The following is a 15,573-nucleotide window of genomic DNA, read 5'->3' as shown; positions in this document are numbered from 1 at the left end:
ATTCCTGAATCCTCACGCCCTCAGCCTCAACCCCTTCGGTGTGGCCCGGAAACCCGCCTCCTGGAGGACACCCGACAGACGGGTGCCCAGCGCGTTCTCGCCGTCGGTGCGCTGCACGGCCAGCTGCCCCAGCCAGCCGTCGCGCACCGCCCGGCTCAACGACTGAGCGGCAGCCCTCAGCGTCTCCTCGTCCTCGGTGAACGACAGCAGCGACCGGCCACCGCGCTCGACGTAGAGCACGGCCACCCCGTCGACCAGCACCGTCAGCGCCCCGGCCTTGCGGGCCGGGCGGTGCTTGCCGTCACCGACCGGGGCAGGCCAGTCCAGCGCGGCACCGTAGGGCTGGGCCGGGTCGGACGCGGCGAGCACCACGGCCTCCGGCGTGCCGAGGTGGTCCTGACCCGGCGGTCTCGACAGCGCGCGGAGACGGTCGACCGCGCCGCGAGCGGCGAACTGCGCGGCACCGAGGCCTTCGACGACGTAACCGCGCACGACCTGCCCGGACTCCTCCATCGCCCGCAGCACCTTGTACACACCGCTGAAGCCACCGGTCACCCGCTCGGTGTCGAGCGCGCCCCTGGTCAGCACGCCGTGCCGTTCCAGGAACGCCTCGGCCCTCGCGTGCGCCCGGCGGGTCGGGTCGATCGCGGGCACGATCGCCAACGACCACCGGCCCGCGACCGTCGGCGGCCCGGTCCGGCTCGGCATGTCCGGCCGCCCGGCCCGCATGCGGGCGTACCGGCCGCGCGGGGCCGCCCGTCTGGACTTGTGCGCCGCGCTCTTGCCGGACACCAGCGACCGCAGCGGAGCGAGCGTGTCGTTGGTGACGAGCCCGGCCCACACCAGGTCCCACAGCGCGCCGACCACCTCCGAATCCGTGGTCGGCCCCTGCAACGACACGCGGTCGACCAGCTGTCGGAAGAACAGCGCCCCACCCGCCAGCGCCTCGACGACCGCCAGGTGCAGCGGCGACTCCGGAGCCGACTCCGGCACCAGGTCCGGCAGCAGCAGGTCGGCCACGTCCGTCGGAGCCAGGGCGATCCAGCCGTCGCCACCCGCCAACGACCCGCAGCCGGTCCACGTCACCTCACCCGACGCGGTCAGCTCGTCCAGCTGGGCGGGGGAGTAGCCGGGCAGCCGCGCGGGCAGCACCAGCGACTCCAGCGCGCTCGCGGGCAGCGGCGCACCCGCCAACTGCTCCACGACCGACAGCACGTCGTCCACCGACGGAGCGGACCTCAGCCGTCTGCCGACCCCGTGCCAGCTCGGCAGGAACCGCCCCAGCGCGGCGGGTTCGACCGGCTCGACCTCGGCCCGCAGCCGGGCCAGCGAGGCCCGCCGCAACCGCCGCAGCACCTCCGCGTCGCAGTACTCGGTGTGCGTGCCGCCGGGCCGCAGTTCGCCCCGCACCAACCGCCCGGTGCCGGACATGCGCTCCAGCACACCCGTCACCACCGCGATCCCGAGCCCGAACCGCGCGGCGGCCTCCATCGCCGGGAACGGCCCGTGCGTGCGGGCGTACCGGCTCAGCAGGTCGCCGACCGGATCGGCCACCGGCTCGGTGAACACCTCCGGCACCCCGACCGGCAGCGCCGCCCCCAGCGCGTCCCGGTAGCGGCCCGCGTCCTCGATCGCGATCACGCGGTCCTCGCCCGCGATCCTGATCCGCAGCGCCCTGCGCTGGTCGACGAGCTCCGCGAACCACGACGGCTGGATCCCGCGCTCAAGCCCCTCGGCCTCCGAGAGGTCGCCGAGGAACCGCAGCAGGTCGGCCGCGTCCTCCGCGTGCCGGGCCCGCCGCTCCTCGGTGAGCCGCTGGAGGCTGCGCTCGACCTCCTCGACCACCTCGGGGTCGAGCAGTTCGCGGATGGCCTCCGACCCGAGCAGCTCCGACAGCAGGGTCGAGTCCAGCGACAGCGCGGCGGCCCGCCGCTCGGCCAGCGGTGTGTCCGTCTCGTACAGGAACATGCCGACGTACCCGAACAGCAGGCTGCGGGCGAACGGCGACGGGGTCGGCGTCTCGACCTCCACCACCCGCACCCGACGGGCCCGGACGTCGGCCATCAGCTCCCGCAGACCCGGCACGTCGTACACGTCCTGCAAGCACTCCCGCATGGCCTCCAGCACCACCGGGAAGCTCTCGTACTTCGCCGCCACCGACAGCAGCTGCGCCGCCCGCTGCCGCTGCTGCCACAGCGGCGACCGCTTGCGGGGGTCGCGCCGGGGGAGCAGCAGCGACCGGGCCGCGCACTCCCGGAACCGGGCGGCGAACAGCGCCGACCCGCCCACCTCGGCCACGACGATCTGCTCGACCTCCTCCGGGTCCAGCAGCACGTCCTCCGCGCCGACCACCACGTCCGCGCCGTCGGAGTCGACCGCGTCGGGCAGCCGCACCACGATGCCGTCGTCGGAGTGCGCCGCCTGCACCTCCACACCCCGCCGTTCCCGCAGCCGGGCGGCGATGGCCAGCGCCCACGGCGCGTTGACCTGCGCCCCGAACGGCGAGTGCACGACCAGCCGCCAGTCGCCCAGCTCGTCGCGGAACCGCTCGACCAGCAGCACCCGGTCGTTCGGCACGTGCCTGGTGGCCTCGCGCTGCTCGCCCAGGTACGCGGCCAGGTTGCTCGCCGCCCACGCGTCCAGACCCGCGTCGGCGGCCCGCACCGCCGCGTCGGGACCGTCCGCCGTGGACATCTCCCGCAGGAACTTCCCCAGCGCCCGCCCCAGCTCCAGCGGCCTGCCCGGTGCGTCGCCCTTCCAGAACGGCATCCGCGCGGGCTGCCCCGGCGCGGGCACCACGATCACCCGGTCGTGGGTGATGTCCTCCACCCGCCACGCGGAGGTGCCCAGCAGGAACGTGTCGCCGACCCGCGACTCGTACACCATCTCCTCGTCCAGCTCGCCGACCCGCGAGCCGGGCCCCCGGTCCGAGGCCGGGGTCATCACCGCGAACATGCCCCGGTCCGGGATCGTGCCGCCCGACGTCACCGCCAGCCGCTGCGCTCCCGGCCTGCCGCGCAGCTCACCGGTCACCCGGTCCCACGTGATGCGCGGCCGCAGCTCCCCGAACTCCTCGCTCGGGTACCGCCCGGCCAGCATGTCCAGCACCGCGACCAGCGCCGACTCCGGCAGCGCCGCGAACGGAGCCGCCCGCCGCACCAGCCCCGCCAGCTCCCGCACCGACCACGGCTCCAGCGCGACCATCGCCACCACGTGCTGCGCCAGCACGTCGAGGGGGTTGCGCGGGTACCGGACGGCCTCGATCGCCCCGTCGCGCATCCGCTCCGCCACTACCGCGCACGACACCAGGTCGCCGCGGAACTTCGGGAACATCACCCCGCGCGACACCGCCCCCACCTGGTGACCGGCCCGCCCGACCCGCTGCATCCCGGACGCCACCGTCGGCGGCGCCTCCACCTGGATCACCAGGTCGACCGCGCCCATGTCGATGCCCAGTTCCAGCGACGACGTCGCCACCACGCACGGCAGCCGCCCGGACTTCAGCTCCTCCTCCACCACCGTCCGCTGCTCGCGCGCCATCGACCCGTGGTGCGCGCGGGCCACCACGGGAGCGGTCTGCGTAGTGAGGCCGGACTGCCCGATCGCCTCGGCGGGGAACCGCTCCAGCTCGACCGCCTCCTCCGCCAGCTCGTTCAGCCTGGCCGTCAGCCGCTCGGCCAGCCTCCGCGAGTTCGCGAACACGATCGTCGACCGGTGCTCCCGCACCAGCTCCAGGATCCGCTGCTCCACGGCGGGCCAGATCGACGCCTTCTGCTCCGCGCCCGCGGCCGACCCCGTGACCTCTCCGGTCGGCTGCCCGAGGACCGACATGTCCTCCACGGGCACCTCGACCCGCACCTCGATCGTCTTCGCCGTCTTCGGCTGCACCACCCGCACGGGCCGCCCGCCCGCGAGGAACGACGAGACCTCTTCGACCGGTCGGACCGTCGCCGACAGCCCGATCCGCTGGGCGGGCTGGTCGAGCAGCGCGTCCAGCCGTTCGAGCGACAGCGCCAGGTGCCCGCCGCGCTTGGTGCCCGCGACCGCGTGCACCTCGTCCAGGATCACCGTCCGCACACCCCGCAACGACTCGCGGGCGGCGGACGTGAGCAGCAGGAACAGCGACTCCGGCGTGGTCACCAGCACGTCGGGCGGTGTTTTCGCGAAGGCCCGCCGCTCGTCCGCGGGCGTGTCGCCCGTGCGCATCCCGACGGTGATCGACGGTTCCGCCTGCCCCAGCCGGTGCGCGGCCTGCCGGATGCCCGCCAGCGGCGCCCGCAGGTTGCGCTCCACGTCGACCGCCAAGGCCTTCAGCGGAGAGATGTAGAGGACGCGGCACCGCAGCTTCGGGTCCTCCGGCGCCGGTGTCGACGCCAACTGGTCGAGCGCCCACAGGAACGCCGACAGGGTCTTGCCCGACCCCGTCGGCGCGATGACCAGCGCGTGCTCCCCGGCGGCAGCGGCCCGCCACGCTCCGGCCTGGGCGTCGGTGGGCGCGGCGAAGGCACCCGTGAACCACTGCCGGGTGGCAGGGGAGAAAGCCTTCAGCGCGTCCATGCGGCCCATCATGAACCGAGGGTCCGACATTTTCCGGTCGGAGGCCACCTGACCTCGAAGGACCCAATCCGGCCAACCCACGGGCGCACCCCAGGGCCGACGTGGCACCATCAGCCGGTCCGCCGACTAAGGGGAGAACGTGCGCGTCCTGTCCGTTGACCTGGGTACTTCCAACACGGTGGCGGTGCTGTCGGCACACGGCCGCCCACCCAGGGTCGTCGAGGTGGACGGTGCGTCGGCCATGCCGTCCGCCGTCTTCTGCGAGGAGGACGGCACCCTGGTCGTCGGCCGCGACGCCGAGCGGCGCGCCCGCCTGGACCCGTCGCGGTTCGAGCCGAACCCCAAGCGCCGGGTGGACGACGGCGTGCTGCGGCTAGGCGGGTCCGTCGTGCCGGTCTCGGACGCGCTGGCCGCCGTGCTCGGCCGCGTCCTGGAGGAGACCGAGCGGCAGCTCAACGGCGCCGCGCTGGACGAGGTCCGGCTGACCCACCCCGCGCAGTGGGGTCCGACGCGCCGCAACGTGCTGATGTCCGCCGCGCTGCTGGCCGGGGTGACCGCCGAGATCGTGCTGGTCCCCGAGCCGGTGGCCGCCGCCGCGCACTTCGCCGCCGTGCTGGACCGCAACTTCTCGATCGGCCAGGCGCTGGCCGTGTACGACCTGGGCGCGGGCACGTTCGACGTGGCCATCGTCGGCGTCACCCAGAAGGGGTTCGAGGTGCTGGCCGAGGACGGCGTGCCGGACCTCGGCGGCCTGGACGTCGACCAAGCCCTGCTGGAGCACATCGGCCGCCAGGTGTCGCACGGCGACCCCGGTCACTGGCAGCGGCTGATGCGGCCCGAGTCGACCGCCGACCGCCGCACCCGCCGGACCCTGCTGGACGACGTCCGCTCGGCCAAGGAAGCCCTGTCGCGGCACCAGCGGACCGAGGTCCCGATGCCCGCGCCGTTCGCCGACGTGGTCGTGACCCGCTCCGACATGGAGGCGCTGGTCCGGCCGCGGCTGCTGCGCAGCGCCGAGCTGCTGGCGTCCACGATCCGCTCGACCGGCATGGCCCCCGAACAGCTCGCGGGCATCTACCTCGTCGGGGGCTCCAGCCGGATCCCGCTGGTCAGCACCATGATCACCGAACAGGTCCGGGTCGCGCCCACCAGCCTCGACCAGCCGGAGACGGCCGTCGCGCTCGGCGCGCACCACGTGCCCAAGGACGGCATCAACCTGCGGGAGACCGACGAGCTGTCGCCCGACGCGGTGGCGGACCCCGAGGTGCCCACGGTCGTCACGGAGCCCGTCGACGACTTCCCCACCCAGGACATGCCCGCGACCGGCGGGTTCCCGGCGCAGAGCCCGCCGACCGGCGGGTTCCCCGCCCAGAGCGGCCCGCACCCGGTGAACCCGGCGGCCAGCGGCCCCTTCCCGGTCAACCCGGCCGCCAGCGGCCCGTACCCGGTCAACCCCGCGACCAGCGGCGGCTACCCGGTGACCGCGCCGTACTCGGTGAACACCTCGTTCTCCGTCAACAGCCAGTTCCCGACGACCGGGCCGCAGCAGTTCAACTTCCCCAGCACCGTCGCCGCCCCGAGGAAGAAGCCGAACCGGACGGTGCTGCTCGCCGTCGGCGGAGCGGTCGTGCTGGTCCTGGCGATCGTCGGCGGCGTCGTCGCGTTCAGCGGCCCGGACATCCCGAACGCGCAGGAGTGCAAGGCCGACACCGCGACCGACGACAAGGGCTTCACCAAGTGCCTGCGCCAGCTCGCGGGCGTCGTGCCCGACGGCGGCGAGTGCAAGACCGGCGGCTCGGCGGGCGTCTCCGGCGTCAACGCCATCAAGGGCAGCGTCGTCAGCTGCGAGCTGGCGGGCGACTACACGGTGCAGTACGTGCTCACGGACACCGTGACCGGCGCGCAGCAGGGCGCGGACGCCGTCGTGGGCTCCCTCAAGGCCGACGTGGTGGAGGCCCGGTGGGCGGGCAACGGGCTGGAGGGCCGGTACCGGTCTTCGGCGGACGGCGGCGTGGGGCTGCTCGCGTTCACCGCGACGGACCGGCCGCTGCTGGGGATCGTGAGCAAGACCGGCGGCGGGGAACTCACCGCCGACGAGGTCGCCGACTACTTCGAGAAGAACGTCCAGCCTGGTACGTGACCCGGACGGCCCTGGCAGCGGCGGGTTCGGCCGTGTCACGATCGCGATCATGAAAACGGCCGCGCCCGAGGTCGAGCACCTGCAGCGCAAGGTGCTCCGCGTGCTCACGACGACCCAGGTCCTCGGGGCCGCTGGCGTCACCATCGGGCTCGCCTTCAGCACGCTGATCGCCGCCTCGCTGTCGCGTTCCGACGCGATCGGCGGGCTCGCGCAGACCAGCGCCGTCGTCGGCGCGGCCCTCCTCGCCCTCCCCGCGGCCCGGTTGGCGCAGCGCCGCGGCAGGCGCCCGGCCCTCGTGCTCGGCTACGGCGTCGGGACCCTCGGCGCGCTGGTGGCCGCGCTCGCCGTCGCGCTCGGCTGGTGGCAGCTGCTGCTGCCCGCGCTCGTCCTGTTCGGCGGCGCGGGCAGCGCGAACCTCGCGGCCCGCTACGCGGCCACCGACCTCGCGCACCCGCACCGACGTGCGCGCTCGGTGGGCGTCGTGGTGTGGGCCGCGACCATCGGGGCGGTCGCGGGACCCAACCTCGCGGGCCCGGCGGACACCCTCGCCTCGTCCGTCGGACTGCCGGACGGCGTGGGGCCGTTCCTGCTGGCCGCCGTCGGGTTCGGCCTCGCCGCGCTGGTCATCGGCGTGTTCCTGCGCCCGGACCCGCTCGTGGTCGTGCGCGACGCCGAACCGGAGCCGGTCGTGCCCGCCCACTGCACGGGCGGCCAGGCGTCGACCAGGGGCAGCGTCGCCGTGTGGCGGTCGCTGCGGTCCAGCGCGAAGCTCGCCCTGGTGGCCATCGCGCTGAGCCACACCGCGATGGTCGGCCTGATGTCCATGACCCCGGTCCACATGAACCACGCGGGCTCGTCGCTCCAGGTGGTCGGCGTCGTGATCAGCCTGCACGTCGCGGCCATGTACGGGGCCAGCCCGCTGTTCGGCTGGATGGCCGACCGCCTCGGCCGCATCCCGGTCCTGGCCATCGGCGCCGCGCTGCTCGTCGCCGCCTCCGGCGTCACCGGGATGGCGCCGTCGGAGAACGCCCCGCAGCTCGCCGCCGGGCTCACCCTGCTCGGCTTCGGCTGGTCCGCCGCGCTCGTGTCCGGGTCAGCGCTGCTCACCGAGTCCGTCGCGGTGCCGGACCGGCCCGCGGCGCAGGGCCTGTCCGACCTCTGCATGAACGTCGGCGGCGCGATCGGCGGCGTCACGGCGGGCGCGGTCGTCACCGCGTGGTCGTTCGCGACGCTCGGGCTGGTCGTCGGCTTCGTCGCGCTGCCGCTGCTCGCGGTCTGCGTCTACACGACGCTGCAACGACCGGCCTGAGTCACTTCCGCCTGTTCCCCCACCAGAAGCGCAGACCGACGATGATGCTGACCAGCAGCATCGCCACCACCGCGAGCTGGCCGACGGGCGAGGACAGGCCACTGGGGTCTTGCTGGAGCAGCACCACTCCCTGAGGTTAGCCTGGTCCCGATGCGCATCACGGTGTTCCGCAAGCTGATGGCCGACGAGTTCGGCCCGGTCCGCGGTGAGATGGTGGCCCACGACCACGTGCTGTCCGTGCTCGGCGGGCGGACACCCGACGAGGCACTGGAGGCCGGGGTCTCCCCGAAAGAGATCTGGCTCGCCGTCTGCGACGCCTTCGACGTCCCCGAGCAGCGCCGATGAGCCAGCGTGTCCGAGCTGCGATCGAACACCTGTTCGGCTAAGCTCCCGGCACGACCGGGTGTCCGAACCGCTGCTCGCCCGGCCCTCGCAAAATTGTCGGACCCTCCCCGTAGCGTCGGGTCCAACATGAAAAAGCGATCCGAGACAACCCGAGGTGGACACCAGATGGCTCCCGCAGCACCCGACAGGGACAAGGCCCTTGAGCTGGCTCTTGCCCAGATCGACAAGCAGTTCGGCAAGGGCTCGGTCATGCGTCTCGGCGAAGAGGGCCGCGCCCCGATCGCCGTCATCCCGACCGGCGCTATCGCGCTGGACGTGGCCCTCGGCATCGGCGGTCTGCCCCGCGGCCGCGTGGTCGAGATCTACGGCCCGGAGTCCTCCGGTAAGACGACCGTCGCGCTGCACGCGGTCGCCAACGCGCAGAAGCAGGGCGGCATCGCGGCGTTCATCGACGCGGAGCACGCCCTCGACCCCGACTACGCGAAGAAGCTCGGCGTCGACACCGACGCCCTCCTGGTCTCGCAGCCGGACACCGGCGAGCAGGCGCTGGAGATCGCGGACATGCTGATCCGCTCCGGCGCCCTCGACATCCTCGTCATCGACTCGGTGGCCGCGCTCGTGCCCCGCGCCGAGATCGAGGGTGAGATGGGCGACAACCACGTCGGCCTCCAGGCCCGTCTGATGAGCCAGGCGCTCCGCAAGATCACCGGTGCCCTCAGCAACTCCGGCACCACGGCGATCTTCATCAACCAGCTCCGCGAGAAGATCGGCGTCATGTTCGGCACGCCGGAGACCACGACCGGTGGCAAGGCGCTGAAGTTCTACGCGTCCGTGCGCCTGGACGTGCGTCGCATCGAGACCCTGAAGGACGGCGGCGAGCCCGTCGGCAACCGCACCAGGGTCAAGGTCGTGAAGAACAAGGTGGCCCCGCCGTTCAAGCAGGCCGAGTTCGACATCCTCTACGGCAAGGGCATCAGCCGTGAGGGCTCGCTGATCGACATGGGTGTCGACCAGGGCATCCTGCGCAAGTCCGGCGCCTGGTACACCTACGAGGGCGACCAGTTGGGGCAGGGCAAGGAGAACGCCCGCAAGTTCCTCCTGGAGAACCCCGATGTCGCCAACGAGGTCGAGAAGCGGATCAAGGACAAGCTCGGCATCGGGGCGAAGCTCGACGCCGACGTCACCGAAGCGGCACCCACGCCGGTCGACTTCTGAGCAGCACCATGACGTACCACGGTGGCAGGGGTCGGGGGCGTGGACGGCCCGGATTCGGTTCGGACGACGACACCCCCGACCTCCCGCCCCCGGACCCCGTCGAGGAGCAGAAGCGGGCCAAGGAGATCTGCTTCACGCAACTCGCGGCACAACCGCGCACCCGTCTCGAACTGAAGAACGCGATGCTGCGCAAGGGCATCGCTGAGGAGCTTGCCGAGCTGGTGCTCGGCAAGTTCGACAAGGCGGGCCTGATCGACGACGCGGCGTTCGCGGAGATCTGGGTCCGGTCCCGGCACACCTACAACGGGCTCGGTCGCCGTGCGCTGGCGATGGAGCTGCGGCGCAAGGGTGTCGCGGACGAGTTGGTCACCGAGGCCGTGGCCGCGGTGGACGACGAGGCCGAACAGGACCGTGCCCGCGAACTGGTGCGGAAGAAGCTGCGCGGCATGAGCGGCGTCGACGAGACGGCGAAGATCCGTCGGCTCGTGGGTGCGTTGGCGCGCAAGGGTTATTCGGGTGGCATGGCCTACCAGGTGGTGCGCGAGGAGCTGCGCGCCGAGGGTGCGGATGCCGCTCTGCTGGACGAGGCCCTGCCGGACTGAACGCCGCTCGCCACGACTGATCCGGTGGTGTCCCTGCGGCGTTGTCATGTCGCGGCTGCGGTGGTGGGTGCTGGAGTGTCGCGGACAGGACGATGCGGCGGCCAGGCAGATCCGGAGGCCTCTGTGGTTGTCTAGCGGTGGCCGCGCTGGAGACGGGCTGGGGATACCCGTCGTAGGCGCGGCTGGTCAGGTCGGACAGGGTGGCGAACGCGGCTAGGAAGAACGTGCGTTTGAGCTTGCGGTTGCTCGACTTCGCGAGGTGCTCGCTCTTGGTGCCGGAGCTGCGGGTGACCGGGGCGATCTCGGCATAGGCGGCCTGGTGTCCGGAGGAGGCGTCACCGATCTCCAGCAGGATCCGGGTGGCGGTCCTGAACCCCGGTGCCGGGCATTGAGATCAGGATCCCGGCACGTGGGTGCGCGTCAAGGATCTCCTCGACGGCGACCTGTTTCCGTTGTGGGGGAACGGTTTTCGGGCTGCCCGCGAGTCGGGGCGGACGGCGGTGGCCGCGAGGGTTCCGGGAACGGTCACGAGCTGCTCGTCCAGCGCCGTCATAAAACCTGTCGTCCAGGCGAGGTGCGTGCGCTGTGGCGATCGAGGCCGGCTTGCGCCGTCCGGCCTTGGCGATGCCGGTCGGACTCCGCAGCGGGACAGGATCTCCGGCGCGGCCGTGTCCCCATCAACGGTCCGACGATGTCACCGGGCCGGTCTCCGGACCACGCGTGTGACAGGGGCGTCAGTCATGTCGGATCTGATGACCAGGAGTTGCGAAACAGGCAACGAGGGATTGGGGAACGCTGGTCCAGGTCGAGCAGATCGTCGCCGGGGTTCTCGGTTCGCGGGGATCAAGACTCCTGTCGGTCGAGTCCGACGTCGCGCGGGGAGCACCGTCCTCCCTGCGGCAGAGGTCGGGGTCGAGATCCGGACCAGAGGTGATCACGTTGTGCTGCGCGGGCTTCTCGGGGTCGAGTTCGGTGGGGCGCACGTTGTGCTCGACCCCCTTCCCGACGGGATCGACGGCACCAGGGGCGAACTCGTGCTGACGAAGGAGGAGATCAGCGTCTACCCGTACCACCTCTGATCGGACTCGGTGCCGGTGATCGGGTCACCCGGTCGCGCTCTTATTCGCTCGCTGTCGCCCTTCCCGGTGGGTACAAAGACGCCATGCTCCTCAAATACCCCCGGACGCGGCACCTCGAAGGGTCGCGTCTTCAGCCTGGGGACGAGGACCTCGACTCGGTGGCGTTCGCGGCGATCCGCGGCCGTCACGTGGTGGTCGAGGAGAAGCTCGACGGGGCGAACGTGGGGGTCGGGTTCGACGCCGACGGGGTCCTCAGGTTGCAGAGCCGGGGGCACTACCTGGTCGGTGGGCCTCGGGAGCGGCAGTTCGCGCGGTTCAAGGCGTGGGCGGCGCAGGTGCGGCCTGCGCTGTGGGAACGGTTGGGCTCCCGGTACGTCATGTACGGGGAGTGGCTCTTCGCGAAGCACACGGTGTTCTACGACGCGCTGCCGCACTTCTTCTGCGAGTTCGACGTGGTCGACCGGGAGACCGGCAGGTTCCTGTCGACGCCCGCTCGGGCGGCGCTGCTCGACGGGGCACCGGTGGTGTCCGTGCCGGTGCTGCACTCCGGGGCGCTCGACGACCTGAGGGCGTTGACCGCGTTGCTGGGGCCGTCCACCTGCCGCACACCGCGGTGGCGCGAGGTGCTGCGCGAAGCTGCCGGAGACGCCGGGCTGGACCCGGACCAGGTGGTCGCGGAGACGGACTCGGACGACTTCATGGAAGGCCTGTACATCAAGGTCGAGGACGGTGACGAGACCGTCGACCGGTACAAGTGGGTGCGGCGCAGCTTCCTGACCGCCATCCGGGATTCCGGCAGCCACTGGGCTTCCCGACCCATCCTGCCGAACCGACTGGTCGGAGGCTCCCGTGCGGGTCTTTGACGAGCTGTGCCCGCGAGGTCCGGACTGGACGGTGCGGTGGTCGGAGATCGAGGCCGCGTTCGCGTGGGTCCGGCGGCTGCGCGGTGTGGTGCAGGACCCGGTGCACCACGCGGAGGGTGACGTCGCGACGCACACGCGGATGGCGTGCGAGGCGCTGGTGTCGCTACCGGAGTGGCGTGCGCGCCCCGAGCACGAGCGGACGCTGCTGTTCGCGACCGTGCTGCTGCACGACTGCGCCAAGCCCTACCGGACGCAGGTCGACGAGCACGGGCGGGTCACGGCGCACGGGCACTCGCGGCACGGCGACCTGCTGGCGCGACGGCTGCTGTGGGAACTGGGGGCGCCACGCGCGTGGCGCGAGCACGTCGCCGCGCTGGTGAACCACCACCAGGTGCCGTTCTGGGCGTTGGAACGACCGGACCTGGCCAGGATCGTGTACCGGGTCAGCCTGGTGGCGCGCAACGACGACCTGGCGGTCCTCGCGACGGCGGACATCCTGGGGCGGGTGTGCGAGGACGCGGACGCCGTGGTGGACAACATCGCGCTGTTCCGGGAGTACTGCCGCGAACTGGGCTGCCTGGACGGGCCGAAGGAGTTCGCGTCGGAGCACGCGCGGTTCCAGTACTTCCGCACACCGGGGCGCGACCCGGAGTACGCCGCGTTCGACGACACGAGGATGGACGTGACCGTCCTGTCCGGACTGCCGGGCGTCGGCAAGGACCACTGGACCACCGCGCACCGGGCGGGGTGGCCGGTGGTGAGCCTCGACGTGCTGCGGGACCGGATGGGCGTCAAACCCGGTGGCGATCAGCGGGCCGTCGTCGCGGCGGCGTTCGAGCAGGCCCGGACCCACCTGCGCGCCGGTGAGCGGTTCGTGTGGAACGCGACCAACGTGTCGCGCCAGCTGCGCGAGCGGTGCGTCGGGCTCGCGGCGGACTACCGCGCGCGGGTCACGCTCGTGAGCCTCGAAGCGCCTCCGTCGGTCGTGCGGGCGCGCAACCGGGCGAGGACCGCCCCCGTGCCCGAGGCCGTGGTGGAACGGCTGATCGACAGGTGGGAGACGCCGGACCCGACCGAGGCGCACCACGTCGAGTGGGTCGACACGGGTCGTTAGAGTGCCGTCGTGGGCACGAAACACGTGGTGTGGGACTGGAACGGGACCCTGCTGGCCGACAACGTCGCCGTGATGGCATCCGTCAACCGGGTGATCCGCGACTTCTACCCACCCGCTTCCGGGGTGGAGTGCGCCTGCCTCACCTGCGGCACCCCCTCGACGCCGTCGTACGACGGCGACGCGGTGTGCGCCGGGTTCGGCCGCGAGCCGATCACGCTGGACCACTGGCGTTCGGTGTTCAGCCGCCCGCTGCTGGAGTGCTACGAGCGGCTGCTCGGGCAACCGTTGGACGCGGCGGCGTGGGCGCGCGTCAACACCGTCTACCACGACCACTACCGCGGCCTCCTGTCGCTCTGCCGCCTCGCCGACGGGGCACCCGAGCACCTGCGGGCGTGGGGCGAGCGCGGACGCACCCAGTCGCTGCTGTCGATGTGGTACCACGACGAGCTGGTCGTGCTGGTCGACGAGTTCGGGCTGACCGAGCTGTTCACCAGGATCGACGGCCTGCGCGAGGAAGCCGGGGGCGGGTTGAAGGCCGCGCACCTCGCGACGCACCTGACCGCGCTGGAACTGGACCCGGCCGACGTCGTGCTCATCGGCGACGTCGTGGACGACGCCGAGGCCGCCGCGCACGTCGGCGCCTCGTGCGTGCTCGTCACGACCGGCGTCATGAGCCGGGCCAAGCTCGAATCCACCGGGGTGCCCGTGGCCGACTCGATCACCGAGGCCCTCGCGCTGCTGGACTAGCGCGCCACCAGGGGTCCCCCGTTGCGGTGGGCCCCCCGACATTGAACCTACCGCTGGGGTCCGACATCGTCGTGCGGGTCGTCCGGTGGTCGTTGGTTCGTCTGGGTGGCACCGACCCGTGCCCGTGCGGATCGGTGGCGCACGACCAGGAGCAGCCCGCCGAGCGCGGTCATCAGCCCGCACGTGATGACGGCCGTGGACACCAGGAACACCGACTTCGCCGCGCGGCGGAAGCACCGCCGACCCCGGCCAGCACCGCGGCCGTCTTGCCGTTGCCGACGGTCGGCCGCCGTCCGGGGATCGGCGGCAGCTTCACCGCCAACCCGACCGCGACGGCGGCGTTGATCGCGGTCAGCCAGTACGGCGACGGCGGGTTCCACCGCATCAGCAGGCCGATCACCGGCCAGAACACGATCTTGCCCACCGGGCAGCACGACCGGCCGACGCCCTCCGCCCTCAGGTACAGGTGGCCCGCGTCGTGCGCGTGCAGGAACCGAGGAACACCGGCACCAGGTTCGCCACCACGAGCACGCCCGCCCCGCTCGCCAGCGACGTGCGGTAGTCGAACCGGTCGGCCCCATACCGGTCGGGATCTCCAGCAGGCAGAACGCGACGTGGTAGACGCTCTGGATGCCGAAGATCTCGGCGTCGGTCATCCCGAGCTGCTACTGGTAGGCGTGGAAGATCGGCACCCACAGCAGCAGTCCGAAGAAGAACTGGAAGCCGAACGTGAGCCTGATCGCCCGCGTCACGGCGGGGTTCGTCGAGAGCGCCATCGGATCGAGTACGGCCGGAGCCGCACGACGAACAGGTGCTCGGCGAACGCAGGACCGGCGCCGCAGTCCGGAGGAGTGGTTCGTCCATCGGTCTGGGACGCCGGTCCGCCGGTCGTGGGAGCCGCCCACCCCTGGCGGTGGTCCGCCCTACCTCAGCCCGGACGCCGCGGCGGCGAGCGCCTCGATCCGGCCGAAGTCGCCCGCGGCGAGCGCGTCCTTCGGGGTGAGCCACGAGCCGCCGACGCAGCCCACGTTCGGCAGCGCCAGGTACTTGGGCGCCGACTCCGGGGTGATGCCGCCGGTCGGGCAGAAGCGGAGCTGCGGCAGCGGGCCGCCGATCGACTTCAGGTAGTCCACGCCCCCCGCGGCCTCGGCGGGGAAGAACTTCAGCGCCGTCAGCCCGCGCTCGAACAGCCGCAGCGCCTCCGAGACGGTCGCCGCGCCGGGGAGGAACGGCAGGCCGGTGTCCTCCACGGCGTTCAGCAGCCGCTCGGTGCACCCGGGGGTGACGAGGAAGGCCGCGCCCGCCTTGGTCGCCTGCTCGGCCAGCTCAGGGGTGGTCACGGTGCCCGCGCCGATGACGATGTCCGGGACCTCCGCCGCTACGCGTTCGATGGCGGCCAGCGCGGCCGGGGTGCGGAGGGTCAGTTCGATCACGCCGATGCCGCCGCGCAGGAGTGCCTGGGCCAGGGGGACGGCGTGGTCGGCGTCGTCCACGACGACTACCGGGATGACGGGGGACAGCGTGAGCAGATCCGCGCTGGTGGTCACCGCGAAAACCTCCTGGTGGGGTGGGGCGTGGTTTGGTTGGCAGCGTAGTCGTGGG

Annotated in this window: 13 protein-coding genes and 1 pseudogene; 9 read left to right on the top strand and 5 right to left on the bottom strand. The window is 72.4% G+C overall.

Annotation, left to right across the window (positions count from 1 at the left end; genetic code table 11):
• Window positions 1-12: 12 nt before the first annotated feature.
• Window positions 13-4,557: an ATP-dependent helicase gene (locus tag AC156L_RS40945; protein ID WP_330874079.1), complete on the bottom strand. Its 4,545-nt coding sequence runs from the start codon at window positions 4,555-4,557 to the stop codon at window positions 13-15.
• A gap of 139 nt (window positions 4,558-4,696) precedes the next feature.
• Here AC156L_RS40945 and AC156L_RS40940 point away from each other — a divergent pair, with 139 nt between their 5' ends.
• Together AC156L_RS40940 and AC156L_RS40935 are read left to right on the top strand one after the other, a co-directional pair.
• Entirely contained in the window at window positions 4,697-6,697 is a 2,001-nt protein-coding gene (locus AC156L_RS40940) for an Hsp70 family protein (protein WP_330874078.1), read from the top strand.
• Between the two features lie 49 nt (window positions 6,698-6,746).
• A complete protein-coding gene (locus tag AC156L_RS40935) occupies window positions 6,747-8,006 on the top strand; it encodes an MFS transporter (protein ID WP_330874077.1) in 1,260 nt (419 codons plus the stop codon).
• A 1-nt stretch (window position 8,007) separates the two neighbouring features.
• Here AC156L_RS40935 and AC156L_RS40930 read toward each other — a convergent pair whose 3' ends face one another.
• Window positions 8,008-8,130, bottom strand: a complete 123-nt coding sequence (locus tag AC156L_RS40930) for a hypothetical protein (protein ID WP_330874076.1) — start codon at window positions 8,128-8,130, stop codon at window positions 8,008-8,010.
• 26 nt (window positions 8,131-8,156) lie between these two features.
• On the opposite strand from AC156L_RS40930, the gene AC156L_RS40925 reads away from it, so the two are divergent.
• The 3 genes from AC156L_RS40925 to AC156L_RS40915 all read left to right on the top strand — a co-directional run bounded on the left by AC156L_RS40925 (window position 8,157) and on the right by AC156L_RS40915 (window position 10,168).
• Window positions 8,157-8,351 carry a DUF3046 domain-containing protein gene (locus AC156L_RS40925; RefSeq protein WP_330874075.1) on the top strand — a complete coding sequence of 65 codons (195 nt, stop codon included), beginning with the start codon at window positions 8,157-8,159 and terminating at the stop codon, window positions 8,349-8,351.
• Window positions 8,352-8,516: 165 nt separating this feature from the next.
• Complete coding sequence (gene recA, locus AC156L_RS40920; RefSeq protein WP_330874074.1) at window positions 8,517-9,566, top strand: recombinase RecA; 1,050 nt, start codon at window positions 8,517-8,519, stop codon at window positions 9,564-9,566.
• An 8-nt stretch (window positions 9,567-9,574) separates the two neighbouring features.
• Complete coding sequence (locus AC156L_RS40915) at window positions 9,575-10,168, top strand: regulatory protein RecX (RefSeq protein WP_330874073.1); 594 nt, start codon at window positions 9,575-9,577, stop codon at window positions 10,166-10,168.
• Between the two features lie 172 nt (window positions 10,169-10,340).
• Here the strand turns inward: AC156L_RS40915 and AC156L_RS40910 are convergent.
• A pseudogene (locus AC156L_RS40910) lies at window positions 10,341-10,835 on the bottom strand (transposase); the annotation flags it as partial.
• A gap of 274 nt (window positions 10,836-11,109) precedes the next feature.
• Between AC156L_RS40910 and AC156L_RS40905 the strand changes: the two are divergent.
• The 4 genes from AC156L_RS40905 (at window position 11,110) to AC156L_RS40890 (ending at window position 13,971) form a co-directional block, all read left to right on the top strand.
• Window positions 11,110-11,247, top strand: a complete 138-nt coding sequence (locus tag AC156L_RS40905) for a hypothetical protein (protein ID WP_330874072.1) — start codon at window positions 11,110-11,112, stop codon at window positions 11,245-11,247.
• An 83-nt stretch (window positions 11,248-11,330) separates the two neighbouring features.
• Window positions 11,331-12,110: an RNA ligase family protein gene (locus AC156L_RS40900; protein ID WP_330874071.1), complete on the top strand. Its 780-nt coding sequence runs from the start codon at window positions 11,331-11,333 to the stop codon at window positions 12,108-12,110.
• Window positions 12,097-13,224, top strand: coding sequence for an AAA family ATPase (locus tag AC156L_RS40895; RefSeq protein WP_330874070.1), 1,128 nt, complete (start codon window positions 12,097-12,099; stop codon window positions 13,222-13,224). The genes AC156L_RS40900 and AC156L_RS40895 overlap by 14 nt, the downstream gene beginning before the upstream one ends.
• Window positions 13,225-13,233: 9 nt before the next feature.
• Entirely contained in the window at window positions 13,234-13,971 is a 738-nt protein-coding gene (locus AC156L_RS40890; RefSeq protein WP_330874069.1) for an HAD family hydrolase, read from the top strand.
• A 172-nt stretch (window positions 13,972-14,143) separates the two neighbouring features.
• Here the strand turns inward: AC156L_RS40890 and AC156L_RS40885 are convergent, their stop codons facing one another.
• Together AC156L_RS40885 and eda are read right to left on the bottom strand one after the other, a co-directional pair.
• Window positions 14,144-14,395: a hypothetical protein gene (locus tag AC156L_RS40885; RefSeq protein WP_330874068.1), complete on the bottom strand. Its 252-nt coding sequence runs from the start codon at window positions 14,393-14,395 to the stop codon at window positions 14,144-14,146.
• 499 nt (window positions 14,396-14,894) lie between these two features.
• Window positions 14,895-15,518: a bifunctional 4-hydroxy-2-oxoglutarate aldolase/2-dehydro-3-deoxy-phosphogluconate aldolase gene (gene eda, locus AC156L_RS40880; RefSeq protein WP_330874067.1), complete on the bottom strand. Its 624-nt coding sequence runs from the start codon at window positions 15,516-15,518 to the stop codon at window positions 14,895-14,897.
• Window positions 15,519-15,573: the final 55 nt, after the last annotated feature.

The sequence above is a fragment of the Umezawaea sp. genome (assembly GCF_057122925.1).
The sequence above is the reverse complement of the archived record's forward strand: the minus strand, read 5'-3'. Positions and strand labels throughout refer to the sequence as shown.

Bases quoted from the DNA above. Each gene is read 5' to 3' on its own strand.
- AC156L_RS40945 (WP_330874079.1), bottom strand. From the start codon at position 4,557: ATGGACGCGCTGAAGGCTTTCTCCCCTGCCACCCGGCAGTGGTTCACG.
- AC156L_RS40935 (WP_330874077.1), top strand. From the start codon at position 6,747: ATGAAAACGGCCGCGCCCGAGGTCGAGCACCTGCAGCGCAAGGTGCTC.
- AC156L_RS40925 (WP_330874075.1), top strand. From the start codon at position 8,157: ATGCGCATCACGGTGTTCCGCAAGCTGATGGCCGACGAGTTCGGCCCG.
- recA (WP_330874074.1), top strand. From the start codon at position 8,517: ATGGCTCCCGCAGCACCCGACAGGGACAAGGCCCTTGAGCTGGCTCTT.
- AC156L_RS40915 (WP_330874073.1), top strand. From the start codon at position 9,575: ATGACGTACCACGGTGGCAGGGGTCGGGGGCGTGGACGGCCCGGATTC.
- AC156L_RS40900 (WP_330874071.1), top strand. From the start codon at position 11,331: ATGCTCCTCAAATACCCCCGGACGCGGCACCTCGAAGGGTCGCGTCTT.